Genomic DNA, 23,777 nt, shown 5'->3' on the forward strand with positions numbered 1-23,777 from the left:
GAGGCTACACTTGGGTTAATCGGAGGCCTCGATGACCGAAACTGCAGAGATTTCCCCAGCCCCGACCGGCAAGGCACGCATCTATCGTGCCGCCACCTATCGGGACATCCCGCAGTTGCACACGCGGCTGCACGAGGCGATCAACACCTCGCCCTTCTATTCCGATGTGTTCAAGGCCTATGAGTCGGCTCGGCTGACAAAGGACTACCTGGCCGGCCTCATCGATGCCGATCCGTTCCATGCGCTGGTGATCCTGCGCGACGAGGCCATGGCCGGATTCATGATCAGCGGCCCGGAACTGGGCACGCTCTGGCTCTACTGGAGCTATCTGTTCCCAGAGCACCGGCGGTCGACGCTGGGGATTTCGGGTATGCGCGCCTTCATCAACCACTGGGACAACGGGCGCTTCCACAAGATCGCCACCTATACCAAAACGGGCAACGAGGCCGCCGCCGCCATCATGACGCGCCTGGGCTATGCCCATGTCGCGACGCTCGAACAGCACATTTTCGGCGAGGACTACCTGCTCTACGAGCGCAAACTCAACAAGGTCAGCACCGGCTACGACCATGGCACCAGCGGCGGGCTGGCCAACAAGCTCAGGCGCAAGCTGCAGCTGGCCTTGATCCGCTAAATCATTTCAACTTGAGGTGGACTCTTGGCTCTTTCGCCTCCCTCCCCCTTGAGGGGAGGGATTGAGGGAGGGGGTCCATCAGTGGATCGCTAAACGACCCCCTCCCCGGCCCTCCCCTCAAGGGGGAGGGGGCGATGAAGCCGCATCGCCCAGAACGTGAAACGCTCTAGACGCCGCTGGCCGGCACCCGCGCTGCGTGGCGGGTGCGGAACCATTGCAGGATAGACACGTCCACGCCGGCCATCTGCTGGGCGGTGAGCCACAGGCCGAGCGACCACACCGTGATGGCAATCAGCGCCGCCAGCGAAGCGCCCATCAGACCCATGACCGGCACCAGCAGCCAGTTGCCCACCACCACGGTGGCAATACCCAGCGCCACGGCCGGCAGGCTGGCCCAGGGACGGTCATAGATCGACAGAACCATCGAGGCCGGTCCCATCACCGCACGCACGACCAGTGCCAGGCACAGGATGGCCAAAGGCATGGCGCCCGCGGCAAAGCTCGGGCCGAACATCATAAGGGCAAAGGGCGCGCCGATGAGCACGATGGTGAACAGTACCAGCGAGATGACGCTGGCCACCGCATTGGCTTCGCCGATCTTGCGATGGAACGCCGCCCGGTCAGATTTGGCCTCGCTCTCGAACATGTCCGGCAGGGTAACCGCATAGACCGCTCCCACGCCAAAGGAGACAAGCGAGAAGATGCGGGTGCAGACGCCAAAGATCGCCAGCTCTTCCCGCGACAGGCTATGGGCGAGCAGCAACAGGTCGATGTCGAAGAAGAAGTCCGAGGCCAATGAAATCAGCACCCAGGGCGCCGCGAACCGCCACCAGCGGCTGGTGTCGATGGCGCGCATGGGAGCCGTATTCTCCACACGCTGGATGCCGGTGATGACGAAGACGAATTGCACCAGCGAGATCAGCGCATAGCCGATGCCGATGAGCCACAAGAACTGCCCAAAGCCGGCGACGGGGTCGAGCACGGCCATGGCCAGGGCGAAAGACGCCAACACGATCATGGGGCGGAACAGCGTATCGGCAAAGAAGCCGGCGAACGGGCGCTTCAGCCCCACCAGCACGGCGCCGTTGACATAGACCATGGCAGTACCAAAGGCCAAAAGCATGACCGGCACGAAATGCTGGGCCACCACACTCTGCCCCTGCCCCAGCGCGCCCAGCAGCGGCAGCCCCGCGAACAAGACCAGCAGCAGCATGCCCACGACATGCCCATAGCTGCGCACGAGAAAGGCGGTCAGTTGCCGCCGGTCACCCCGCGCGCGGTATTCGGCGGCGAAATAGGTGCCGACCGTGTGAAAGCCCAGCGGCATTACCACCGCGATCAGGTTCACCGAGGCCACGACGATGAGGTATTCGCCCAGGATATCGGCGCCCCAAACCCGGGCAATGAATGCCTGGACGAGGAAGATCAGGCCAGCCCCGAACAGGCGGGCTCCGAAAATCACCGAGGATTGGGAAGCAAGCCGCCGCGCCAGACTCATTTGAGATAGTCTTCGGTCACGTGGGGCGGTTGGTCGGGCCGCGCCTTGTTGGGATTGAAGGCATCAAGCCTGCGACGCAGATGATGCACGAAATCGCGCGCTGCAAATGCGGCAGCGCCGAGCAGATAGGGCAGCGGACGCGAGGCATAATTGGCCACCGGTGGCACCGGGCGGATCACTCCGGCCGTGCCCACCATGCCCTTCTTGAACTGATGCAGCCCCTGGAAGCCGTCGGTGCCACCAAGGTCGTACCAATCGGCGCGCGTATTGTCGCGCAGCCAGCGGATGATGTGCCAATGCAGGAAATAGCCGGCACGCAGCGGCAGGGCATCGTCGGTGGTGGCGCCGTAAAGATAGACGGCGCGGTCGCCGGCCTTGAACACCAGCGCCCCGGCCACCAGCTTGCCCGCGTGGCGTACGAAAAACAATTCGGGCCGCAGCGGCTCTTCCAGCGCCATCAACCCATCGAGCGTCTCATAGGCCGAATGATCCGGGAACTGCTTGCGCTCCGTCATCGCGGCGTAGAGGTGCTTGAAATCCTCAATGGCTTGCGGCTGCGCGTGTTCGAAGCTGAGGCCGGATTTCTCCGCCTTGTTCAGCTGCCGCCGCCAGGCCTGCAAAAGGCTCTTGCGCTGGTCGTCGTCGGACTGACGCAAAGACACCAGATAACGGTTGGGAAACAGCAGCGTGGCGCCGCGATGGAAGCCGCGCTTGCGCAGGGCCACATATTCGTCGTTGATCGGCGCCGTGGATGCGCGCGGCAGGATGGACAGCATCATGCCGCGCCGGTCGCCATATTCAGCAATCAGCGCCTCAATCATGCCGGCATGGATAGCCGCCGCGTTGGGCACGCGCGTATCCGCGAGCATCGGAGCCCATTTGGCCACGGCGATCTTGCCCAGGCCCAGCGGCAAGGGCTGGATGAGGATGAGGACGCCCCCGACGAGCCGTCCCAGATGTTCAAAGAGTATGGGCTCGGGCGCCGTACCCGGCCAACGCCGCGCCGCGAAGGCGTAGAGCTGCTCCTGGCAAACGGCGTCGAAACCGGCAACGACCAGATCCCATTGCGGACCATCGACGCGTCGCATCAGCAGCGGCAGAGCTGCGGCCGCCTGTCCCGGCGGGGCGAGAGTGGGTTGGTGAACCAATCCAGCGATTGCCGACATGGGGTCTAGTTTCCAGCATAGCGAATGCTCGGAACGCTAGACCGCCAAGATGAGCAAATCCCTATCGCCCGGCCGCAAATGCCACAAACCTGCGGCCTTGGTTACCAAAGGCTAATGGGCAGCGGCAGCAGCCACATGCGGCGTATAGAGGAAGGGAATTTCCGGGATGGTGATGAAGCCGCCCAACCCTTCGAGCGTCATGCGAACGGCCACGAACAGGATGATCAGGAGGCCGATCCAGGCGATCCAGCGGAAGCGATGCAAGAGGCGGGCGATAAAGGTGGCGGCAACGCCCATCATCACCACGGACAGCGCCAGGCCGAAGATCAGCGCTTCGAAATGGTGCTGCGCGGCGCCGGCAACAGCCAGCACATTGTCCAGCGACATCGAGACGTCGGCGATGATGATCTGGATAACGGCCTGACGCAGCGTCTTGCGCGGGGCCTTGCCGGCCACCGAGCCATCGGCATTGAGATCGGCATTGGCGAGCGCTTCGGTGGCCTCGTGCTCATCCTCGGCGGGGATGGTCAGCTCGCGATACATCTTCCAGCAGACCCAGAGCAGCAAGACGCCGCCGGCGATGAGCAGGCCACCGCCGAGCGAAAGCAGCTGGGTGGTGATCAGCGCAAAACAGATTCGCAGCACCGTGGCCGCGAGGATGCCGATGAGAATGGCCTTGCGGCGCAGATCGGGCGCCAGGCCCGCCGCGGCGAGACCGATCACCACGGCATTGTCCCCCGCCAGCACCAGATCGATCAGAATGACCTGCAACAGCGAACTGAAGAAACTCGGATCGATGCCGAACATGGTGGGTCCTGGAAAATGCAGCTACGAGGCGGGAGAGCAGCTACGCCTCAAATGCCACGGCGACAAGGGGTCGCGCCCCAAAAGTGAGCAAAATGAGCCGGAATCTGCGCCCACCCCGCCTTCGGCGACAGGGTGGCGACAGATTGGCGGCCCAGGAGGCGCGGCGCCCTGATCAAACCTCAGCTCCCCGGGCGCGGCGGCGGGGCGCCGTTGAGGTCGAATCCTTCCGGAGGCATGCCCGGGCCACCCATTGGCTGCGCGCTGCTGCGGTCCGCATTGAGGTCGATCGGAATGGCGACTTTGCCGAGATAGCCACTATTGGGGGCGCCGGCCAGTTCAGCAGTCTGCTGCACGATCTCATCGGCGGAATTGTCGCCGAAGACATTGTCCGAGGCCAGGGTAATGCGGCCCAGATTGGTCGTGCCATTGGCATAGCGCTCATCGGCGGCATAAACGTTGGCGCAATCGCTTTCCGGCATCGCGATCTGGGCGGTCAATAAGGACGCCTCTCCGCTGATCGCCTTTTCGACGCTCTCGAAGACTTCGAAATGGATATGAGGCCAGCGTCCGTCATAGCAACCGGGGAAAATGGTGGTGAAGCGCACCCGTCCCTCGGCGTCGGCAATACCCACGCCGCGCAGGAAGTTGGCATCGGTAATATCATAGAGCGAATAATTGCCGGTGGCATCGCAGTGCCAGATATAGATGGCGTGGCCCGACAAGGGCGTGCAGCCATCGGCATTGACCAGTGTCAGCTCAAGGTCCAGCCGCACCCCATCGGCGGTCTTGGTGAGCGCACCAAAGGAAGGCCGAAGGTCTTCTCGGATCACGCCCTCTTGCGTCAGGGCGTTTACCACCTGCCCCGCTTTGGCATTGCTGCCATCCGCTGGATAAGGACCGGCCGTTTCCCATGGCAAGGCCACGCATTCGAGGGCCGCGGCCGGACCACCGGCAACGGCGACGGCCCCGACGCCCGCAACGAGGGCAAGAAACCGGCGGCGCCCCAGCATCGTCCTGATGTCATGGGCAAATCCGAGGTCATGAGCATGGTGTAGATGGTCGTGCGGCATCAAGCTGTCCTTGTCGCGGGCTTTCGATGCCAACAGCGATAGGCCATCGAACATGACGGGTGTTTTTCCGCCGCGTGAAACTTCCGCAATCTTCGAGCGCGATGCGCGCCACGAAAAAGCCCCGGAGGCTTTCGCCTTCGGGGCTCTTTTATCGTTTCGCTGTTTTTCAACTGCGTCGCGATACATATACAACGGCGCGTTGCGACTATGGTTCCAACACGTCCGGAAAATTTTTGATATGCGCTTCTGCGCACCGGCAACCACCCCGCTCTGCGTCGGGAGGCCGCGTACTATCTATGCAATTGGAAGGCTTTGGTGGGTGCACAAGGGCTCGAACCTTGGACCCGCTGATTAAGAGTCAGCTGCTCTACCATCTGAGCTATGCACCCGGCTTCTGTGAAGTCCGTCACCAAAGTGGCGCCTATCTAACAAAGGGATTCTGGGCTGTAAAGTACCCAATCTCACTTTGCCGACATATTCTTTCAGCGCCGATTTCGCAGGCGCCAGAATGGCATGGCCTGGCTTGGGTCAGCCAGGCCCATGAAATCAGCGGCGAAGCTGACGAAATGTCTCGAGATCGAGCACATTGGTATCGACCGGCCGCGCCGGGGTCGGACGGAGTTCTTCCATAAGGCTGATGGTGCGCTCGATGATGTGGCGCAATTGCTGTGACCGCTGATCTTCGCCCTGCAGGATTGTTGCCGCCCGCTGCAGGTGATCTCGGGCAAGCACATAAGTGGGAAGCATCGACATCTCCTCGGAAAGTCGCTCTGGGGAATCAAGCGTCGGGTGACGCAGGGCCAACCTGAACCCGCATAGTTCCCGAATTCCTGCTGAGAAAGATTGCATTCGACCTAAATCCCGCGACCGAAATGCGGCAGCCAAAAACACCCGTTGCCCGGCCCTTTGCGCTGCCTTGGACACAGTTGTGGCTGTTGAGAACTTTCTCTGTCGCCCCTCTCTCGGCATATCCATCGGCGTCCGAGACGTTAAGATGATCAGGAATCGACAACAGGACTGCCCGCCCGTGCCCCTTCCGCGCTTTACCGACATCGTCGACGCCCTGCCCGAAACCGTGCCCTTCGTCGGTCCAGAGGCTATAGAGCGCCAGACAGGCATACCGGTCCGGGCCAGAATCGGTGCCAACGAATCCGGATTTGGTCCCAGCCCGCGCGTGCTCGCTGCCATGGCCGATGCCGCCCCGCAGATCTGGCGCTATCCCGACCCGGAGAATCACGTGCTGCGGACCGCATTGGCAGAGCGGCTCGGCATCAGCAGCGACGAGGTGACCATCGGCGAGGGCATCGACGGGCTGATGGGCCTCATCGTGCGCATGTTCATCGCGCCGGGGGACAAGGTCGTCACTTCGCTCGGCGCCTATCCCACGCTCAACTATCACATTGTCGGCCATGGCGGGGTATTGGAGCTGGTGCCCTATCGCGGCGAGCATGAGGACCTCATGGCGCTGGCAGCAGCAGCGGGCCGAGTCGGCGCAAAAATGGTCTATGTCGCCAACCCAGATAACCCCATGGGCTCGTACTGGCCTGTGGCTGAGATCGAGGCCTTCATCGCCGCGGTGCCCGAGGACTGCCTGATTCTGCTGGACGAGGCCTATGGCGAACTGGCGCCGGCGGATGGCCTGCCTGAAATCAACACCCAGAAGGCCAATGTGCTGCGACTGCGCACCTTTTCGAAGGCCTATGGGCTCGCCGGGATACGCTGCGGCTATGCCTTCGGCGACCGGCGGATAATTCGCGCCTTCGACCGTGTGCGCAATCATTTTGGCGTCAATCGTCAGGCCCAGGTCGCGGCACTCGCCGCCTTGGCCGACGACGATTATCTGCGCCAGGTGCAACTGAAGGTAGCGGCTGCGCGAGACCGAATCGGCGAAATCGCCATCGCCTCGGGCCTGACTCCCCTGCCATCTGCCACCAATTTCGTTGCCGTGGACTGCGGGCGTGATGGCGCCTTCGCCATGGCCGTGCTCAAGGCGCTGGCCAATAGGGGCGTGTTCGTGCGCAAGCCCATGGTGGCGCCACATGACCGCTGCATCCGCATCAGTGTCGGGCCGGAAGCGGAAATGCAGATTCTGGCCGAGGCACTGCCGCAGGCCCTTCAGGACGCTCAGGGCGCTGTGTAGAGCCCGATCGTAGCAATCAGCGGCCGATGGTTGGAGCCGTGACTATCGGCCCCGGATGCGATGTCGAGGATACGTGCCTGACCCCGCGTGAACATGTTGTCGATGGGAACGCCGAGCATGCCGGCGCGCACCGGCCATGTGGCGGGCATGGACGGCCCGGGCGATAGCTGCAGGCGATCGACCAGCATGGCCAGCGGCTCCGACCACGCCGCCGCATTGAAATCACCTGCAAGCACCACCGGCCCCTCGAGGCCCATGATGAAGCGGCCAATATTGAAGAGCTCCTCCCAGGAAGCCTCATCGAAATAGGGCTTTGACAGGTGAGCGCCGACAATGGTCACCGGCTGGCCATCAACCTCGACCCGCGCCCAGACCAGCCGTTCACGATTGAACGGCGGCAGGAGCAGCACGCCACCATCGGCAATGGGCAGGCGCGATAACAGGGAGATGTCGCAGCTGGCCGAACGGTCGCAGCCCAGGCGATGGGGGAACGCTGTGCCGAGCTGATCGAGATATTGCTCGATCCCCGGGGTTTCCTCGAACACCACGATATCAGGCGGATAGGCCAGCACCGCCTGCACCAATTGCTCGGCGCTGCGATTGCCGGTGAGCGTGTTGGAACTCATAAGCTGGAACTGCGCCACCGGCTGCCCGGCCATCGGCGTGCGCCAGGCATAGAGCTGCCAGACGACGTAGCCGGCATGGGCGGCTCCGACCAGCAGCACCAGGCCATAGAGAAGACCACGCCAGCGCGCGCCAAAGGCGACCAGCGCCACCAGCGCGACGATACCGGCGGCAAGAATATGAAAGCGCAGGCTTTGCAGCAGCAATTCGCCGGGAAGACCCGGCGACCAGGAGATGATGAGCAACAGCAACGACACGAAACCGGCTATTGCCAGCAGCACACCGCGAAACTCAGCCTTGCTCAGCATGAACCAGTCTCCGGCGCCTCGACCCGGATTTCTAGAGCAGCTTCCGCATTTGCACGCAAGTCGCGGCTATCCCGACCAGCTCGGCCGGGTCCCAGTCGAAGCGGGTCCAGCCGGTTTTCTCATAAAAGCCCACCGCCTCGTCGGCGGCGTTGACGAGGAGCACGTGGACGCCCAGGCGTTCGGCTTCGGATGACACCATGGCCTCTAGTACCCGGCCATGGCCTTTGCGCTGCTCGGCAGCAGTTATGGCCACCAGTCTGATGGCGGCCCGCCCATCTCCGAACACATCCAGACGCGTCGTGCCGAGCGCCCGCCCATCCTGCTTGAGCAGAAAGGGATGGGCGAAGGCGGCCGTATCGTCCGGGTGCTTGTCATCGTAGACGCCGAACCGCCCTTTGGCTTCGAACAGCTCAACGCGGCGGATGTGATGAAAATCCGCCCAGTCGCTGGGATCGGTAACGGCAATTAGCTCGTAGGTCATCCATGCCTCCCTGCCCCGTCCGCGCGGGTCGGGGCACGGGGCATATTTGTGCGCTTAGCCGGCCAGAGCGCCTTGGGCCGCGGCACCGCGCTCGATCATCACGCGATTGAGCGCGTTGAGATAGGCGCGGGCGGAGGCCACCAGCGTGTCTGGCTCGGCGGCATTGCCAGAGGCGATGCGGCCGTTCATTTCGAGCCGGACGTGGGCGGAAGCCTGCGCGTCGGTGCCGCCGGTCACGCCATCGACGGCATAGAGCACCAGATGCGGGTCCTGCCCGGAGGCTTCCTTGATGGCGTTGAAGATGGCGTCGACCGAACCGGTGCCCTCATAGGACACTGCAGTTTCCTCACCATCGATGGTTACCACCAGATTGCACTTGTGCACGCCACCGGTCTTGGAGACCACTTCCATATCCACCAGACGGATGCGATCACCAACCGAGCCGACCTCGTCATCGACCAGGGCGATGATATCGGCGTCATAGACATGCTTCTTGCGGTCGGCCAGATCCTTGAAGCGTACGAACGCTTCCTGGAAGGCATTGTCGCCCAGCTCGTAGCCCAGTTCCTTCAGCTTGTCCTTGAAGGCGGCGCGGCCGGAATGCTTGCCCATGACCAGGGTCGTTTCCTTGATGCCGACGCTGGCCGGGGTCATGATTTCGTAGGTCTCGGCATTCTTCAGCATGCCGTCCTGGTGGATGCCGCTTTCATGCGCGAAGGCATTCTTGCCAACGATCGCCTTGTTGTACTGCACCGGGAAATTCGACGCGGCCGACACGATCTTGCTGGCACGCGACAGATGCGTCGTCTCGACATCGGTGTAGAAGGGCATGGCATCGCCGCGGGTGCGCAGCGCCATCACGACTTCCTCCAGCGCCGCATTGCCGGCGCGTTCGCCCAAGCCATTGATCGTGCATTCGATCTGCCGCGCACCGCCAGCCACACCGGCCAGCGAATTGGCGACGGCCATGCCCAGATCGTCATGACAGTGCACCGAGAAGATCGCCTTGTCGGCGCCCGGCACGCTTTCGATGATGGTCTTGAACATGCGGAAATGCTCTTCGGGCACCGCATAGCCGACTGTATCGGGCAGGTTGATGGTAGTGGCGCCGGCCTTGATGGCCGTCTCGACGCAGCGCTTGAGAAACTCGATGGGCGTGCGGGTGGCGTCCATGGCCGACCATTCGACATCGTCGATCAAATTGCGCGCCTGAGCTACCGTGCGGGCGATGATCTCGATGACCTCGTCCTCGGTCTTCTTCATCTGGTGGGCCAGATGGATCGGCGAGGTGGAGACAAAGGTGTGGATGCGGCCCTGCTGGGCGTGACGCACGGCTTCGCCGGCGCGATCGATATCGGCGCTGATGGCACGAGCCAGGCCAGCGACGCGGGCGCGCTTGACATGCTTGGCGACGGCGACCACGGCCTCGAAGTCACCCACCGAAGCAATCGGGAAACCGGCTTCGATAATATCGACGCCCATTTCGTCCAGCGCGTCTGCAACCTGCAGCTTTTCTTCCAGCGTCATGGTGGCGCCGGGCGACTGCTCGCCATCGCGCAGGGTGGTGTCGAAAATGAAGACGCGTTCTTTATTGGAATTGGACGCAGAAGCAGACATTTCAGGCTCTTTCCTATCGGCCCCGAGGCAATGGCTCGCTGGACCGGACAATTTTTACTGTTCGGTTGTGGCGCAATCCCCTGACGACCCGCTCGTTACATCGAGCTGCCGGTGATCAGGGGCTGATAAGAAGGAGGAGGAGCGCGGGAAGCAGCAACAGGCCAGCAGCAATCGCCAGCTTGGTCATCATGACCTGCTGTTGTGCGATGGCAATGGCTTTGGCGCGACGGCGCTGCATAGGACTACGCTCGAATAGGCTGTCTATTGTTTAGAGAATGCGTCACTCCGCGCGCGGATGCAAGACCAAACCGTCAAAATGCGTTCGCCCGCGCGCGTCGCTATCAGTTGAAGGCTAGCACCGCCGTGAGCAACACCCCTGCCCCGGCAACCAGGGTGATCAGGCCCAGCACTGCGGAACGACCCGCCACACTCATGTCTCCAGCCTGCATTTTCTTGAACGCCAATCCGCTCATGACGATGCAGACCAGCATCACGACGATCAGCCCCATCTTGGCGAAGAACCAGTGATTGGGAACCACCAATCCCCATTTCAGCCACCACATCAGCGGCCCACTGATCAGCAATAGGCCCATGGCCACCTTGCCGAGTTGGATCATCTTGTTGCCAAGAGCAAACAGCTCGCCCCGGCGATCGACCGCTGCCTGCGCCAGCTGCCGTTCAAGCAGCGGCATGGTTACGGCCGTCGCGCCCCCGGCGACAAAGCCGACGATGTGCAACCATAGCAAAATATTGGCGAATTCCATGTTGTCCCCTATTGCCCCAAATCCAGAACGCCCTCGGCCAGAACGACAGCCTGTCCACCAATCGCACCGTGGTTGATCTGCCCATTCTGCTTACGGAATTGCAGGCTGATCTGGCAGGGCCGCCCCATCTCGACGCCTTGGCGCAGCATGCGGTCGAACTGCCCGTCCCCCTGCTCATGCTCGGCCAAAAGTCCGATCAGCGCCGCAGCGGCAGAGCCGGTGCCCGGGTCCTCGCCCAGCCCCATGCCGAACATGCGCGCGGCGAGATCGACGCCAACTTCATCGGGAGTGAGCGTGAACACATAGGCCGAGTGATGGTCATGATGGAACACCGTGTTCCATTCCGACCGATCGAGTTTGATGCGCCGCAGCGCCTCGGCATCGCGCACCGGCACCAGGTGAAAGGTGAGCCCCGCCGAGAAGACGGACGGCTGGAACGTGCCACAACCGATGTCGTCGCGGGAAAGGCCCAGGGCCTTGGCGATTCCGGCGTGATCGGACAGATCGGCTATCCGCTCGGGCAGGCGGGGCAGCGCAAAGCGAGCGTCGCCGGTGCGCCGATCGACCCGCTCGAACAGCGCTGTCACCAGCCCAACCTTTTCCTCGATGCGCAGTGCCGACGCTTTCCCTTGCAGCCCCAGCACGACGGCGGCGCCCACCGTTGGATGACCCGCAAAGGGCAGTTCCTCGTAAGGCGTGAAGATGCGCACCGAGGCGGTGTTGCGCTCGTTCTGCGGCTTGCACAGAAACACCGTCTCGCTGAGGTTGAACTCGCGGGCAATCGCCTGCATTTCGCCGTCCAGCAGACCGTCCGCCTTGGGAACGACGGCAAGGCCATTGCCTTGGAGCGGCGTGCGGGTGAAGACGTCGAGGATGAGGTAAGGAAGTTTCATGCGCTGACCTCCGGCAAGGCGTATTCGGCGCGATCAAAACCGAGATGATCGCAGAGCGCTTCGACGACCACAGCATGGTCCTGCCGGCCAGGCAGGCCGGAAATGGTCACCGCGCCGATGATGCCAGCGCCCGGCACACGAATGGGAAAGCCGCCACCGGCGATGACATAGTCGGCGGGATCGGCGCCCGATTGCGGCGAAAACGGCACTTCGCCACGCTCCAGCACCAGCCGATAGGAGGCACGGTGGAAACGGCGTACCGAATTAATCTTGCGGCGCACCCATTCGGCATTGTCCGCGCTGGTGCCGGCGGTGGCCGAGAAGAATAGCTGGCGGTCCCAGCTACGAATGTCGACAACCAGCGACAGCCCCTCCGCCGATGCTCGGGCGCGGATGGATGAGCCGAGCGCAAAGGCCACATCTTCATCGAATGCGGGCAATACCAGCGCCTGCTCCTGCCGCTTGACGCGGGCGATATCGTCTTGGTTCTGCATCAAAGATCCTGCTGGGAACGGGTCCAGGCATCAAACAGCGGCGTGCGGTCGACAATGCCTTTCGGGAAATTGGCAAGGGCCGCATCGATTTCGACCCAGGCGGCCTTGCTGTCGGTCCAGATATTGCCCACCGGCCGCGCCCAATCCATGTTGTCGAGCGTGCCGGCGCGGCCGACCTTTATGCCGGGCAGCGGCGGGTCGTTCCACATCCAGCCATGGCAATGAGCGCAAAAGTTCATGCCGATGACATTGCCGCTGTCGGCGCGGCGCTCATAGCGCGCGATATCGCCCGAAAGCAGCTCGAAATCCTCATCGCGGACGATCATCGACATCGACCAGGCCGCGCCGGAAAAGCGCTGGCAGTCCTTGCAGTGACAATTGTAGACGCTGAGCGGCGACGCCTTGAGACGGTATCGCGCTGCGCCACATTGGCAGCCGCCTTCGACCGGAAACACTGGCAACGTCATGGTTCACTCCCCCGAGGGAGAAGCTGTAATGCGTTTGCGGCGTGATTTGAAGCGGGACGCGACAGCGTCGCCCTGGCCAAAGAAAAACGGGGGCTTTCGCCCCCGCTCTTGTGCTTTTAGTTCTTGGCTTTGTCGACCAGGGCGCCGGCCTTGATCCACGGCATCATGTCGCGCAGCTTGTTGCCGACATCCTCGATCGGATGCTCGTCGGCCAGGCGACGGGTCGCCTTGAAGCGGGCACCGCCGCCGGACTTGATTTCCTGCATCCACTCGGAGGTGAACTTACCCGACTGAATGTCGTGCAGAACGCGCTTCATCTCGGCCTTGGTTTCCGAGGTGATGATGCGCGGACCGGTGACATATTCGCCCCACTCGGCCGTGTTCGAGATCGAGTAGTTCATGTTGGCGATGCCGCCCTGATAGATCAGGTCGACGATCAGCTTCACTTCGTGCAGGCACTCGAAATAGGCCATTTCCGGAGCGTAGCCGGCTTCCACAAGCGTCTCGAAGCCGGCGCGGATCAGCTCGACCAGGCCACCGCAGAGCACGACCTGCTCGCCGAACAGGTCGGTTTCGCATTCTTCGCGGAAATTGGTTTCGATGATGCCCGAACGGCCGCCGCCAACGCCCGAAGCATAGGCCAGAGCGATGTCATGGGCATTGCCAGATGCGTCGTGATGCACGGCGATCAGGCAGGGCACGCCGCCGCCACGGGCATATTCGCCGCGCACGGTGTGGCCCGGGCCCTTCGGCGCGATCATGATCACGTCGACGGTGGACTTGGGTTCGATCAGGTTGAAGTGGACGTTGAGGCCATGGGCAAAAGCCAGGGCAGCGCCGTCACGGATATTGGGCTCGATGTCCTTCTTGTAGATATCGGCCTGCAGCTCATCGGGGGTCAGCAGCATGATGACATCGGCCCAGGCGGAAGCCTCGGCAACGCTCATGACCTTGAGGCCTTCACCCTCGGCCTTCTTGGCCGACGGCGAACCCGGACGCAGGCCAACGGCGACATTGGTCACGCCGCTGTCGCGCAGGTTCAGCACATGGGCGTGGCCCTGCGAACCGTAGCCGATGATGGCCACCTTCTTGGACTTGATGATGTTGAGATCGGCATCACGATCGTAATAGACGCGCATTGGGAGTCTCCCTCGGAAAGCGGCTTGTTATGTGTTTGCCTTGGCGCCGTAAAGCGCCAAAAACTGGTCCGTAGCGATCTTCACATCGGCTTCGATGTTGGATTCGACATTGGATTGGGTGAGGCCCTTGTCGCCGAGCAGCAGACGGATCTGCACGTCACGGACGACCAGGCCGAAAAAGGTGCGATAAGCTTCCTCGCTGGAGGAAAAGCGCAAAAGGCGTGCGTCCCGAGCCGCTTCCAGGATCGGCTTGAGGCGGCGGCGAACGGCCATGGGGCCGTTTTCGAGCACGATATTGCCCAGGCTGTCCTTTTCCTGAGCGGCATGGGTAATGGCGGTGCGGTTGAGCGTGATCGACACTTCGCCGATCAGCGTGGTCAACAAGTCGCGTGCGAACTGCTCGAGGCTGGCGCGCAGCGCCTTGGTGTTGAGGTGGCTGCGATCGACATAAGGCATGCGCACCTTGGCCGCCTGCCACTGCACCGTCGCCGTCAGCAAGCCATCGCGGTCGCCGAACCACTTGTAGAGTGTTTCCTTGGAGCAGGAGGCGCGGCGCGCGACCGCGGTCATGGTCAACCCATCGCCATTTTCCACGAGCAGATCCAGCGCCGCGGTCAGCACAGCCTGCTGCCGGGGGGTGAATGTCTCTTCGCTGACCTTGATCGCCAGGGCCACGGCGTAAACTCCAATAGTCCACGACAGGCTCAACCCCGTCGTTGAGCAGAGGCGTACCGTACGGTACGGTTCCAGGCAAGCCCCTTTCGCGCATCACCTATGGAATCTGTGGGTGCATCATTTGCGCAGCTCTTCGCGCAAAACCCTTTCTCGCGAGGCAACGCCTTGGCTCCGAACACGTTTGCCCTGCACACGATGGAAGGCGCCGCAATGTCCGACAGACTCTATCATGTCATTCTGAACCCCAACTCCGGGACCGCCAGGGCGATGGGTGTCACCGCAGGCATGCTCGCAGAGCTGTTTGCCAGTCACGGCCTCGAGGCCGTTATCGACGACAATGACAGCCGCCCCCTGATGGATCGCATTCACGAAGCAGCTGCAGGACCTGCCGACGTCGTTGTCGCGGCGGGTGGGGATGGGACCATTACTGCAATTGCCGGGGTTTTGGTCGACAGCGAAAAGGACCTCGCCATCTTGCCGCTCGGCACGTTCAACGCCGTCGCCAAGGATCTGCACCTCCCCCTCGACCTCAGCGGCGCGGTGGCGGCCCTGGCCTCTGGCACGGTGCAGAAAATCGATGTGGCCGAGGTCAATGGCCGCATTTTCATGCAGAAGGTGGTGATCGGTCTATTACCGGGTCTCGCCGCAGGCAGGGAACATATAAGGGGTCGAGAAACCTTCGCGACCAAGATCGGCTTCATGCGCTACTTCTTTCGGCGCCTGGCTCGCCAGCGCCGCATGGCGGTCGCCATCGAGCCGGACAATGGTGAAATGCGGATCGACCGGGTGCAGGCCATGGCCGTTGCATGCAATGCCTATGACGAGGGCATGGGGCGGTTCTTTTCCCGCCAGAGCCTCGACCGGGGTACACTCACCCTTTATGTGCTGCGCCATCTGAACGCCCGCGATTTTTTCCGGCTGGTCACCGGCATGCTGCTGGGACGATGGCACGACGACGAAGCGCTGAGCATGGAGAGCGTCAAGTCGGTGACCATCGACACACGCCGGGACCTGGTCAAGGTCATGTTCGACGGCGAGGTCGAGACGCTGCAAACGCCTTTGCGTTTCTCCATCAAGCCAAAGGCATTGTCGGTCGTGGTGCCGGCTGAAACACTCGAAGCCGTGGAGGCCGCATGAAGATTCTGCATATTTCCGACCTGCATTTCGGCCACCACGATCCCGAACTGGCGGCCGGATTTTCGAACGACATCAACGCGCAGCGTCCGGACCTGATCGTCGCCAGCGGCGACTTTACCCAGATCGGGACCAAGGAGGAATTCGAGCAGGCTCGCGAATTTCTCGACACTTTGTCGGCCCCCGTTTTCGCGGTGCCCGGCAATCACGACGTGCCGGCCGTCAACATTTTGCGGCGCTTCCTCAACCCTTACGGCCTTTATAAGCGCTATATCTCCCCCGATCTGGAGCCTTTCCTCGAAATGGGCGGAGTCGCCCTGGTCGGCATGCGCACATCGCGCCGGGCGCGGCTGGAATGGAACTGGGGCCATGGCTCCATCTCCCGTGGTCAGCTCGATGACCTGGCCGAACGTTTCGCCCAGGCCTCCCCCAATGCGGTGCGGGTGATCGTGGCTCACCATCCCCTGCTGTTCCCGACCGAACCGATGTTGCAGAAAACCAAGCGGGTGAAGCGGGCCGACGACGCGCTCGAAACCTTTGCCGGGCTTGGCGTGCGCCTGGTGCTCTCCGGGCACTTCCACCTGTCCTATGTGCGCAAACACGAATCCAACGAGAAAGCGCGCGAAGGCGAACCTATGGGTCTCAGCAAGTCCGTCCGCGCCCCCATTCTCATCGCCCAGGCCGCTTCCGCCATCTCCACGCGGCTGCGCGGGGAAGGCAATGCTTATAACCTGATCGATATTGGCGATCAGATCACGGTGACCGTACGCGAATGGCGCGATGGCGCCTGGACGACGCGCGATCGGGCAACCGAACCGGTTTAGCCTGGCCCTGAAATCACTGGGCCAATCGGGTGGTATTGCGCCGCAATGCCACCTGCTGCGCTTTCCCGGAAGGCGAAAACGTCCTAAGCCTCTGCCCAACCCAAATGCCTATTCCGGATTGCCTCTCATGACCGATACCGTTCTCGACCGCTTCCTGCGCTATGTCGCCATCGATACGCAGGCTGACCCCAATTCGATGAGCCAGCCTTCGACCGAAAAGCAAAAGAACCTCGGTCGCCTGCTGGTTGAGGAACTGCTTGCAATCGGGATCAGCGACGCACATCTGGACGAGCATGGCTATGTCTATGCCACCGTGCCGGCCAATACCGACAAGCCCGATGTGCCAGTGATCTGCTTCTGCTCGCACATGGACACCGCGCCCGATTTCACCGGCACCGATGTGCGCCCCAAGATCATCAGCAACTATGCCGGCGGGGACATCGCGCTAGGCAATTCCGGCCGCGTTATTCGCGTCGCCGAGCATCCCGAACTCGACAACCAGATCGGCAACGAGGTCGTCACCACCGACGGCACAACGCTGCTGGGTGCCGACGACAAGGCCGGCATCGCCGAAATCGTCACCGCCGCCGAAATCCTGCTCAAGGACCAGTCGATCAAGCATGGCACGATCCGCCTGCTTTTCACCACCGATGAGGAAATCGGCCGGGGCGTCGACAAGGTCGATCTCGAAAAGCTTGGCGCGCGCTTCGCCTATACGCTAGACGGCGAAACCGCCGGCACCATCGAGGACGAGACGTTTTCCGCCGACGCCCTGACGCTCGAGATCACCGGCGTCGCCATGCATCCTGGCTTTGCCAAGGATCGTATGGAAAATGCCATCAAGATTGCCTCGACCATCGTCGCCCGCCTGCCCCGCGATGTGTCACCGGAAGGCACGGAGGGCCGCGATGGCTTCGTACACCCGGTCGATATTTCCGGCTCCATGGACAGCGCCACCATCCAGTTGATCGTGCGCGACTTCACCGAAGCCGGGTTGGTCGAGAAGCACAAGATGGTCGAGGACATCGCCCGGTCGGTGCTCGAAACCTTTCCCGGCTCCTCCTTCACGGCGACTCGCAAGGAGCAATATCGCAACATGAAAGTGGTGCTCGACCAACATCCCGAGATCGTCGACAACGCCGTGGAAGCCATCCGCCGGGCCGGCATGGAGCCACTGCGCGGCTCGATCCGCGGCGGCACCGATGGCTCGCGCCTCTCCTTCATGGGCCTGCCCTGCCCCAATATCTTTGCCGGTGGCCATGCTTTCCACTCTCCGCTGGAATGGATCAGCCGCCAGGATATGGAAAAGGCGGTGAAAACCGTCGTCGAACTGGCAAAAATCTGGGAAGAGCGCGCCTGAGGCGATCAGCCAAGCACCGCGCGGGCAAGAAGGCGCACCAATGCGCCTTCGAGCTTGCCGGCCTCCACCATGCCCTCAAGGATCGCGATGGCGGCCGCCGGCTGCATCTCGGCCTTGTAGGCACGGCGCTCCACCAGCGCGCCATAGATGTCGCAGACCGTGGCAATGCGCACCTGCGCGTCGATCGCTCTTGCAGTCAGCGCGTAGGGGTAGCCACTGCCATCGAGATATTCGTGGTGCCCCACCACTGCGGCCAGCGTGTCCTGCGGCACACCGCCATGCTTGGCCAGGAACTTGAAGCCCTGATAGGGGTGGGTCTTGATGACGGCAAATTCTTCGTCGGTCAGCTTGCCCGGCTTGTCGAGCAACGCCGTCGGGATCACGGCCTTGCCGACATCGTGCAGCAATCCCACGCGGGTCATCATCCGCACATCGGCCTCGCTCATGCCGGCGGCTTGGGCAAAGCGGGTAAGCACCCCGGCGACGATGATGCAGTGCTGCATCGTGCCTTGATGGTGCGATCGCACGGTATCGAGCCATGGTGCCAGCCCGTCATGGCTGATCGCTGTCGCCACCTCGTCACACGCGGCATAGACTTTTACATGATCGGGCGCATCGCCCGCCGTAACTGCCTTGAACAGGCCATCGAGCGAGGCGGCCGCGCTGCGGATCGAGATAGCCGACTCGCTTTGCTGTGCTGGCCGGCTCTGCGCCGAGGCACTGCGCCGCAGCGACTGGCGCTTACGCGCCTGATCGAGGAACTTCGTCAAATCGGGCTTGGCCAGCGGCCGGTTGGCAATGGCGCTGGCGCCGATCGCGCCGGCATGCACTACTTCGGCGCGCTGACCTTTATCGACAACGAAAAGCATCGGCACGCCCGGCCTGAGCCCGGAAAGAGCAGCGCGCACCTTCCTGGCCTCGGGAACCGTTGCCATTGGCAGGTCGACGACCACCGCCACCGCATCGGCCAATTGCATCGGCCTGTCTTGGCCGAATTCAAACCAGTGTATGTCGGTTGCGTCGAGAAGCTGAGCGTACCGCGCCTTGCTGGATGCGGTCCCAACAAAAAACATCTCCTCGGCCGACGACATTTTCGGTGCTTCCACATGCGCAATCGCAATTCCTTCCTATGTAGAAGAAAATCGCGAATAAATTCCCAACTTCGCCAAGGTCATCCGCTAGAATCTACGGATTAGTGCATCATTCGAGACCACACGACGCTCATGCCCAATGATCCCAATTCTCTGATCGGCCTTGCCGTCGTCGCAGTAATCGTTCTGTGGCTGGTCTTCTCGGTCCTGAAGAAGCTCTTCGGCCTGGCGCTGGTCGCAGCCATTGTCGGGGCGGCCGCCTTTTTATGGTTCAATCCCGGCCTCGCAGCCCAGCTCTGGACGCAAGCCCAGATGATGCTGGGCATGCGCGGCTAGGCCAGCCATTTGGCGAAAAAGCCCATCACATGTTCGCGCATGAGCGGCGTTTCCCAGTGACCAATCCCGGGCTCGCTCAAGACCTCGAGGCGTTCCTCATGCTGTCGGTAGGCAGGGCGCAGTTCAGCCAGGGCCTGCTCGACCGCCGGCATGGGGCTAAGCGCATCCTCTTCGCCAACGCAGATGAGTTGCGGTCGCGGTGCGACAAGCGCAGCGATGCTACCGCCATCGGCCTCCTTCAACAGGCCGGGAACGGTGAGATAGATCCCATGTCCGTCATGCGCGCCCAGCGCGATCATGGTGCGGAAATCGGCAAAGCAGCAGAGATGCGCCACTGCCGCGATACGGTCGTCCAGCGCTGCCAGCCAATAGCTCAGGACACAGCCCATGGAGAGCCCAAACGCACCGATGCGGCTGGCATCGACATCTTGGCGCCTAGCGAGGTAGCCGAGCGCCGCCGCATGGTCGGAAAGCATGTGCCCAAACAGGGATTTGCCCTGCCATAGCAGGGCCTTGGCGGCGAAGCTCTCGCTCACCGTGGCGCGCTCGCCGAACACCGGCATATCGATGCACAGCGTCACATAGCCTGCTCGTGCAAAGACCGGACCCAGCGGGTCCAGCAAATATTCCCGGCCGTCCAGCAGCTCTCGGGCCCCCACGGCATAGCCGCCGCCATGGGAGTGACCATAGAGAATGGCCGGCAGCCGCCCTGCTCCATCCAGCGGGCGGGTGAGAATGCCGCGCACTTCGTCGGTACCGATTTTGAGGCGCAGATGCTCGATGACATAGTCACCCGCCAGCTCTTCGCGCCGCGACACCAAAACGGCGTCACGATCCTCGAAAGCCAGGAGGTCGCGAAAACGGCTTGCGGTGATCGACATGCTGGCTCCGTCCGAACTGACAGGGCAACACTAGCAACTGCCATACAAGACGAGCAACAGCGGAAACTCCATCGGCACTTGCCGATGAAGCGTAAATGCCCCATTTAGGAGGCCAACCCGTTCCTGCCTCCCAAGGACAATCCCGTGTCGAAACTGTTCTCCCCGCTGACCTTGCGTGACCTTACCCTGCGCAACCGCACCATGGTGGCACCCATGTGCCAATATTCATCCGTCGATGGCTTCGCCACCGACTGGCATTTCGTGCATCTGGGGCGGTTCGGCATGGGCGGCTTCGGCCTCGTCATGCTCGAAGCCAGCGGCGTGCTGCCCGAGGCACGCATCACCTATGGTGATCTGGGCATCTACAAAGACGAGCACATCGCCCCCCTCGCCCGCATTGTGGACTTCCTCCACAGTCAGGGCGCAGCTGTCGGCATCCAGCTTGCCCATGCCGGACGCAAGGCATCGACCTCTGTGTCCTGGAATGGTCCGGAGCAGCTCGCCACCGAAGAACAGCGGCGCAAGCTGGGTTATGAGCACTGGCAGCCGGTGGGCCCCAGCGCCATTTCTCACGACCCCAACGATCCCGATTTTCAGGTCCCCCTGGCGCTGGATCGCGCCGGCATCGACCGTGTCATCGCGGGCTTCGCCGCTGCGGCCAGGCGCGCGGATCAGGCTGGCTTCGACACGGTGGAAGTTCACGCCGCCCATGGCTATCTGCTCAATCAGTTTCTCTCCCCGCTCGCCAACGCGCGTACCGACAATTATGGCGGCAGCCTTGAAAATCGCATGCGCCTGACGCTGGAGGTCGCTGAGGCCGTTCGCGCCGCCTGGCCCAGCGGCAAGCCGCTGATGGCGCGTCTCTCGGTCAGCGACAATGCCGAGGGCGGCTGGACGGTGGAAGATAGCGTCGTGCTGGCTCGCGAACTCAAGGCGATTGGCGTCGACGCCATTGACTGCTCGAGCGGCGGACTGGCCCAGGGCCGCATCAAGCCCGCTCCGGCCTATCAGGTGCCCTTCTCTGCGGCGGTGCGGAACGGCGCAGGCATCGCTACGGCGGCTGTAGGACTGCTGGATGACGTGCTGGCGGCCGAAGCCATTCTCGAGCGCGGCGAGGCCGATATCATCGCTCTGGCGCGCGGCGCCATGAAGGACCCGAACTGGGCGGTCAACGCCAATCTCGCCCTGGGCGGGAATTACGATCTCTGGCCCATCCAGACTCAGCGCGTCGACAGCCGCGACCGCTTCTTCGGCAAGGCACAAATCTGAGCGTCGACAACCTTCCGACAGACAAAAGGGGCCCAAGGGCCCCTTTTTATTACAGCACCACCTGAGTGCCGATTTCGACCACGCGGCCGGTCGGGATGTGGAAATACTCGGTGGCGTCGCTGGCATTGCGTGCCAGGCGGATAAACAGGCGGTCCTGCCAGAAGCGGAAAAAGCCGCTCTTCTGCCCAAGCTTCAAAGAGCGACGTGACAGGAAGAAGGAGGTCGACATGATGTCGAATTTCCAGCCCAGCTTGCGGGCCAGCACCAGGGCCTTGGGCAGGTTCGGGCTCTCCATAAATCCGAAGGTAACGACGACGCGATAGAACAACTCGTTATAGGCGTCGATGGTGACCTTCTCGTCATCGGGCACGCGCGGCGACGTCGACGTGCGGACGGTCAGGATGACGTTTTTCTCGTGCAGCACCTTGTAGTGCTTGAGCGAGTGCAACAGCGCGGTTGGCGCGCCTTCCACATCCGAAGTCAGGAAGATCGCGGTGCCAGGTACCGTGGTCGGCTTCTTCTTGGCGAGGTTGTTGACCAGAAATTCCAGCGGCACCTCGTCGCGGCGGGTCTTGTCCGACAGGCGGCGACGCCCGGCCATCCAGCTCCACATGATGAGCGCCACTATCAGCGCCACCGCCGCAGGGACCCAGCCGCCCTGAAGCAGCTTGGCGGCATTGGCGGCAAAGAACGAGCCGTCGATGATGGCGAACATGATGCCGAAGCCGATCACCACCGCCGGGTGCCACTTCCAGTTGCGCCACATGACCACAACCAGCAGTGCCAGCGTGACGATCATCACCCCCGACACCGCGATGCCATAGGCGTTGGAAAGTGCGGCGGAACTGCCGAAAGTCGCGACCAGCACCAGCACGCCGACCATCAGCATGGAGTTGATCTGCGGCATATAGATCTGGCCGCTCTGGGTAGCCGAGGTGTGCTGGACCACCATGCGCGGCAGCATGTTGAGCGCGATGGCCTGCTGGGTGAGGCTATACGTGCCGGTGATGACGGCTTGGCTGGCAATGATGGTGGCCATGGTGGCCAGGATCACGAAGGGCAACAGCGCCCATTCCGGCTGCATCTGGAAGAAGGGGCTTTCGACATTCTCGATGCCCACCGACAGCACGAAGGCGCCCTGGCCGAAATAGTTGAGAAGCAGGCAGGGGAACACCAGACCGAACCAAGCCAGCACGATGGGTTTGCGCCCGAAGTGGCCGAGATCGACATAAAGCGCCTCGGCCCCGGTAACGGCGAGGAAGATTGCCCCCATAACCACAAAGGCAATGCCGATATGGGTAAAGAGGAATTGCAGGCCCAGAAGCGGATTCAGCGCCTGCAGCACGCCGGGATAAGCCACGATATGGACAAAACCGGACACGCCAAGAGTCAGGAACCAGACCGCGGTGATCGGTCCGAAAACGATCGCAACCTTGGCGGTACCGAAGCGCTGCACAGCAAAAATGCCGATGATGATCACCAGGGTGATCGGCACCACCCAGCGGCCCATGCCAGGAGCGACGAGATCCATGCCTTCCACAGCCGACAGAACTGAGATCGCCGGGGTCAGCAGCGCATCGCCATAGAACAACGCAGCGCCGAACACGCCCAATGCCGTGATCCACACCGGCGGCTTTTCGAAGGTCTTGCGCGCCAGCGCCATCAGGCTCAGCGTACCGCCCTCGCCATTATTGTCGGCGCGGGTGACGAAAAACACATATTTGAATGCCACCGTCAGAGCCAAAGCCCAGACAATGAGCGACAAGAGGCCCAATATCTCCACCTCGCTGGAGGCGGCACCGGGTCTGACATGGGTGGCCTGTCGGAAGGCATAGATCGGGCTGGTACCGATATCGCCGTAAACGACGCCGATGGCTCCCAAAGTCAGGACCGGCAAACCACTCTTGTGGTGGCCATCCTGTTCGGTCGCGACGACACCGGCCTCAGGGCCGGAGGAATTCGCATGCGTCATGAGCTTTGGGGCTCTCGCTGTTTCGGGCGGGCGCCGCTATACACCCGCCGCCGGTCATACACAACCAATACAAGACCGAATGGTTCAAACGCCAGCAGGGGCCGCCTCTTGCGAAGCGGCCCCTGCCAGGCAA

At 62.3% G+C, this 23,777-nt stretch carries 25 protein-coding genes and 1 tRNA gene; 7 read left to right on the plus strand and 19 right to left on the minus strand.

Going from position 1 to position 23,777, the window contains the following annotated elements:
* Positions 1 to 31 precede the first annotated feature (31 nt).
* On the plus strand, positions 32 to 634 hold the full coding sequence (locus BGO80_RS03045; RefSeq protein WP_286719002.1) for a GNAT family N-acetyltransferase: 603 nt from the start codon (positions 32 to 34) through the stop codon (positions 632 to 634).
* Positions 635 to 800: 166 nt separating this feature from the next.
* On the opposite strand, the gene BGO80_RS03050 is transcribed toward BGO80_RS03045, so the two are convergent.
* The 6 genes from BGO80_RS03050 to BGO80_RS03075 all read right to left on the minus strand — a co-directional run bounded on the left by BGO80_RS03050 (position 801) and on the right by BGO80_RS03075 (position 5,922).
* On the minus strand, positions 801 to 2,132 hold the full coding sequence (locus BGO80_RS03050) for a lipopolysaccharide biosynthesis protein (RefSeq protein ID WP_286719004.1): 1,332 nt from the start codon (positions 2,130 to 2,132) through the stop codon (positions 801 to 803).
* Positions 2,129 to 3,298 carry a lipid II:glycine glycyltransferase FemX gene (locus BGO80_RS03055; RefSeq protein WP_286719005.1) on the minus strand — a complete coding sequence of 390 codons (1,170 nt, stop codon included), beginning with the start codon at positions 3,296 to 3,298 and terminating at the stop codon, positions 2,129 to 2,131. Before BGO80_RS03055 ends, BGO80_RS03050 begins: the two co-directional genes overlap by 4 nt.
* Positions 3,299 to 3,409: 111 nt before the next feature.
* Complete coding sequence (locus BGO80_RS03060; protein WP_286719006.1) at positions 3,410 to 4,105, minus strand: YjbE family putative metal transport protein; 696 nt, start codon at positions 4,103 to 4,105, stop codon at positions 3,410 to 3,412.
* 179 nt (positions 4,106 to 4,284) lie between these two features.
* A complete protein-coding gene (locus BGO80_RS03065; protein WP_286719007.1) occupies positions 4,285 to 5,439 on the minus strand; it encodes a dioxygenase family protein in 1,155 nt (384 codons plus the stop codon).
* 49 nt (positions 5,440 to 5,488) lie between these two features.
* Positions 5,489 to 5,564 (minus strand) — tRNA-Lys (locus tag BGO80_RS03070).
* Positions 5,565 to 5,721: 157 nt separating this feature from the next.
* A complete protein-coding gene (locus tag BGO80_RS03075; RefSeq protein ID WP_126151365.1) occupies positions 5,722 to 5,922 on the minus strand; it encodes a hypothetical protein in 201 nt (66 codons plus the stop codon).
* Positions 5,923 to 6,202: 280 nt separating this feature from the next.
* On the opposite strand from BGO80_RS03075, the gene BGO80_RS03080 reads away from it, so the two are divergent.
* Entirely contained in the window at positions 6,203 to 7,315 is a 1,113-nt protein-coding gene (locus BGO80_RS03080) for a pyridoxal phosphate-dependent aminotransferase (protein WP_286719010.1), read from the plus strand.
* Here BGO80_RS03080 and BGO80_RS03085 read toward each other — a convergent pair.
* The 10 genes from BGO80_RS03085 to BGO80_RS03130 form a co-directional block, all read right to left on the minus strand.
* Positions 7,300 to 8,247 (minus strand): endonuclease/exonuclease/phosphatase family protein, encoded by a 948-nt coding sequence (locus tag BGO80_RS03085; RefSeq protein ID WP_286719012.1) that lies wholly within the window; start codon positions 8,245 to 8,247, stop codon positions 7,300 to 7,302. The genes BGO80_RS03080 and BGO80_RS03085 overlap by 16 nt on opposite strands.
* Before the next feature lie 31 nt (positions 8,248 to 8,278).
* Positions 8,279 to 8,728: a GNAT family N-acetyltransferase gene (locus tag BGO80_RS03090; RefSeq protein ID WP_286719015.1), complete on the minus strand. Its 450-nt coding sequence runs from the start codon at positions 8,726 to 8,728 to the stop codon at positions 8,279 to 8,281.
* Positions 8,729 to 8,782: 54 nt separating this feature from the next.
* Positions 8,783 to 10,345 carry a 2-isopropylmalate synthase gene (locus BGO80_RS03095; protein WP_126151361.1) on the minus strand — a complete coding sequence of 521 codons (1,563 nt, stop codon included), beginning with the start codon at positions 10,343 to 10,345 and terminating at the stop codon, positions 8,783 to 8,785.
* A 115-nt stretch (positions 10,346 to 10,460) separates the two neighbouring features.
* Positions 10,461 to 10,583, minus strand: a complete 123-nt coding sequence (locus BGO80_RS03100) for a hypothetical protein (RefSeq protein WP_286719017.1) — start codon at positions 10,581 to 10,583, stop codon at positions 10,461 to 10,463.
* A 103-nt stretch (positions 10,584 to 10,686) separates the two neighbouring features.
* On the minus strand, positions 10,687 to 11,109 hold the full coding sequence (locus tag BGO80_RS03105) for a hypothetical protein (protein WP_126151360.1): 423 nt from the start codon (positions 11,107 to 11,109) through the stop codon (positions 10,687 to 10,689).
* 8 nt (positions 11,110 to 11,117) lie between these two features.
* On the minus strand, positions 11,118 to 12,002 hold the full coding sequence (locus tag BGO80_RS03110) for a PhzF family phenazine biosynthesis protein (protein WP_286719019.1): 885 nt from the start codon (positions 12,000 to 12,002) through the stop codon (positions 11,118 to 11,120).
* Positions 11,999 to 12,496: a heme-degrading domain-containing protein gene (locus BGO80_RS03115; RefSeq protein ID WP_286719021.1), complete on the minus strand. Its 498-nt coding sequence runs from the start codon at positions 12,494 to 12,496 to the stop codon at positions 11,999 to 12,001. The genes BGO80_RS03110 and BGO80_RS03115 overlap by 4 nt, the downstream gene beginning before the upstream one ends.
* Positions 12,496 to 12,963, minus strand: a complete 468-nt coding sequence (locus BGO80_RS03120) for a GFA family protein (protein ID WP_286719023.1) — start codon at positions 12,961 to 12,963, stop codon at positions 12,496 to 12,498. The genes BGO80_RS03115 and BGO80_RS03120 overlap by 1 nt, the downstream gene beginning before the upstream one ends.
* Before the next feature lie 116 nt (positions 12,964 to 13,079).
* Positions 13,080 to 14,102 (minus strand): ketol-acid reductoisomerase, encoded by a 1,023-nt coding sequence (gene ilvC / locus BGO80_RS03125; protein WP_126151356.1) that lies wholly within the window; start codon positions 14,100 to 14,102, stop codon positions 13,080 to 13,082.
* A gap of 27 nt (positions 14,103 to 14,129) precedes the next feature.
* Positions 14,130 to 14,777 (minus strand): TetR/AcrR family transcriptional regulator, encoded by a 648-nt coding sequence (locus BGO80_RS03130; RefSeq protein ID WP_286719026.1) that lies wholly within the window; start codon positions 14,775 to 14,777, stop codon positions 14,130 to 14,132.
* A gap of 210 nt (positions 14,778 to 14,987) precedes the next feature.
* On the opposite strand from BGO80_RS03130, the gene BGO80_RS03135 reads away from it, so the two are divergent.
* The 3 genes from BGO80_RS03135 to pepT all read left to right on the plus strand — a co-directional run bounded on the left by BGO80_RS03135 (position 14,988) and on the right by pepT (position 18,095).
* Positions 14,988 to 15,914, plus strand: coding sequence for a diacylglycerol/lipid kinase family protein (locus BGO80_RS03135; RefSeq protein ID WP_286719027.1), 927 nt, complete (start codon positions 14,988 to 14,990; stop codon positions 15,912 to 15,914).
* Positions 15,911 to 16,735, plus strand: a complete 825-nt coding sequence (locus tag BGO80_RS03140; RefSeq protein ID WP_286719029.1) for a metallophosphoesterase family protein — start codon at positions 15,911 to 15,913, stop codon at positions 16,733 to 16,735. The genes BGO80_RS03135 and BGO80_RS03140 overlap by 4 nt, the downstream gene beginning before the upstream one ends.
* A gap of 127 nt (positions 16,736 to 16,862) precedes the next feature.
* Positions 16,863 to 18,095, plus strand: coding sequence for a peptidase T (gene pepT / locus BGO80_RS03145; RefSeq protein ID WP_286719031.1), 1,233 nt, complete (start codon positions 16,863 to 16,865; stop codon positions 18,093 to 18,095).
* A gap of 5 nt (positions 18,096 to 18,100) precedes the next feature.
* Here the strand turns inward: pepT and BGO80_RS03150 are convergent, their stop codons facing one another.
* Positions 18,101 to 19,072, minus strand: coding sequence for an HD-GYP domain-containing protein (locus BGO80_RS03150; protein WP_286719032.1), 972 nt, complete (start codon positions 19,070 to 19,072; stop codon positions 18,101 to 18,103).
* A 246-nt stretch (positions 19,073 to 19,318) separates the two neighbouring features.
* Here BGO80_RS03150 and BGO80_RS03155 point away from each other — a divergent pair, with 246 nt between their 5' ends.
* Positions 19,319 to 19,522, plus strand: coding sequence for a hypothetical protein (locus tag BGO80_RS03155; RefSeq protein ID WP_286719033.1), 204 nt, complete (start codon positions 19,319 to 19,321; stop codon positions 19,520 to 19,522).
* Here the strand turns inward: BGO80_RS03155 and BGO80_RS03160 are convergent.
* A complete protein-coding gene (locus tag BGO80_RS03160) occupies positions 19,519 to 20,403 on the minus strand; it encodes an alpha/beta hydrolase family protein (RefSeq protein ID WP_286719035.1) in 885 nt (294 codons plus the stop codon). The two genes, BGO80_RS03155 and BGO80_RS03160, sit on opposite strands and share 4 nt — an antisense overlap.
* 144 nt (positions 20,404 to 20,547) lie before the next feature.
* Here BGO80_RS03160 and BGO80_RS03165 point away from each other — a divergent pair, with 144 nt between their 5' ends.
* Positions 20,548 to 21,672: an NADH:flavin oxidoreductase/NADH oxidase gene (locus BGO80_RS03165; RefSeq protein WP_286719037.1), complete on the plus strand. Its 1,125-nt coding sequence runs from the start codon at positions 20,548 to 20,550 to the stop codon at positions 21,670 to 21,672.
* Between the two features lie 49 nt (positions 21,673 to 21,721).
* On the opposite strand, the gene BGO80_RS03170 is transcribed toward BGO80_RS03165, so the two are convergent.
* Positions 21,722 to 23,644, minus strand: coding sequence for a potassium transporter Kup (locus BGO80_RS03170; protein WP_286719039.1), 1,923 nt, complete (start codon positions 23,642 to 23,644; stop codon positions 21,722 to 21,724).
* Between the last annotated feature and the right edge of the window lie 133 nt (positions 23,645 to 23,777).

The organism is Devosia sp. 63-57, from assembly GCF_001899045.1.
GTDB classification, from domain to species: Bacteria; Pseudomonadota; Alphaproteobacteria; order Rhizobiales; family Devosiaceae; genus Devosia; species Devosia equisanguinis.

Bases quoted from the DNA above. Each gene is read 5' to 3' on its own strand.
- BGO80_RS03045 (WP_286719002.1), top strand. From the start codon at position 32: ATGACCGAAACTGCAGAGATTTCCCCAGCCCCGACCGGCAAGGCACGC.
- BGO80_RS03050 (WP_286719004.1), bottom strand. From the start codon at position 2,132: ATGAGTCTGGCGCGGCGGCTTGCTTCCCAATCCTCGGTGATTTTCGGA.
- BGO80_RS03055 (WP_286719005.1), bottom strand. From the start codon at position 3,298: ATGTCGGCAATCGCTGGATTGGTTCACCAACCCACTCTCGCCCCGCCG.
- BGO80_RS03060 (WP_286719006.1), bottom strand. From the start codon at position 4,105: ATGTTCGGCATCGATCCGAGTTTCTTCAGTTCGCTGTTGCAGGTCATT.
- BGO80_RS03075 (WP_126151365.1), bottom strand. From the start codon at position 5,922: ATGCTTCCCACTTATGTGCTTGCCCGAGATCACCTGCAGCGGGCGGCA.
- BGO80_RS03085 (WP_286719012.1), bottom strand. From the start codon at position 8,247: ATGCTGAGCAAGGCTGAGTTTCGCGGTGTGCTGCTGGCAATAGCCGGT.
- BGO80_RS03090 (WP_286719015.1), bottom strand. From the start codon at position 8,728: ATGACCTACGAGCTAATTGCCGTTACCGATCCCAGCGACTGGGCGGAT.
- BGO80_RS03095 (WP_126151361.1), bottom strand. From the start codon at position 10,345: ATGTCTGCTTCTGCGTCCAATTCCAATAAAGAACGCGTCTTCATTTTC.
- BGO80_RS03100 (WP_286719017.1), bottom strand. From the start codon at position 10,583: ATGCAGCGCCGTCGCGCCAAAGCCATTGCCATCGCACAACAGCAGGTC.
- BGO80_RS03105 (WP_126151360.1), bottom strand. From the start codon at position 11,109: ATGGAATTCGCCAATATTTTGCTATGGTTGCACATCGTCGGCTTTGTC.
- BGO80_RS03110 (WP_286719019.1), bottom strand. From the start codon at position 12,002: ATGAAACTTCCTTACCTCATCCTCGACGTCTTCACCCGCACGCCGCTC.
- BGO80_RS03115 (WP_286719021.1), bottom strand. From the start codon at position 12,496: ATGCAGAACCAAGACGATATCGCCCGCGTCAAGCGGCAGGAGCAGGCG.
- BGO80_RS03120 (WP_286719023.1), bottom strand. From the start codon at position 12,963: ATGACGTTGCCAGTGTTTCCGGTCGAAGGCGGCTGCCAATGTGGCGCA.
- ilvC (WP_126151356.1), bottom strand. From the start codon at position 14,102: ATGCGCGTCTATTACGATCGTGATGCCGATCTCAACATCATCAAGTCC.
- BGO80_RS03135 (WP_286719027.1), top strand. From the start codon at position 14,988: ATGTCCGACAGACTCTATCATGTCATTCTGAACCCCAACTCCGGGACC.
- BGO80_RS03140 (WP_286719029.1), top strand. From the start codon at position 15,911: ATGAAGATTCTGCATATTTCCGACCTGCATTTCGGCCACCACGATCCC.
- pepT (WP_286719031.1), top strand. From the start codon at position 16,863: ATGACCGATACCGTTCTCGACCGCTTCCTGCGCTATGTCGCCATCGAT.
- BGO80_RS03150 (WP_286719032.1), bottom strand. From the start codon at position 19,072: ATGCAATTGGCCGATGCGGTGGCGGTGGTCGTCGACCTGCCAATGGCA.
- BGO80_RS03155 (WP_286719033.1), top strand. From the start codon at position 19,319: ATGCCCAATGATCCCAATTCTCTGATCGGCCTTGCCGTCGTCGCAGTA.
- BGO80_RS03160 (WP_286719035.1), bottom strand. From the start codon at position 20,403: ATGTCGATCACCGCAAGCCGTTTTCGCGACCTCCTGGCTTTCGAGGAT.
- BGO80_RS03170 (WP_286719039.1), bottom strand. From the start codon at position 23,644: ATGACGCATGCGAATTCCTCCGGCCCTGAGGCCGGTGTCGTCGCGACC.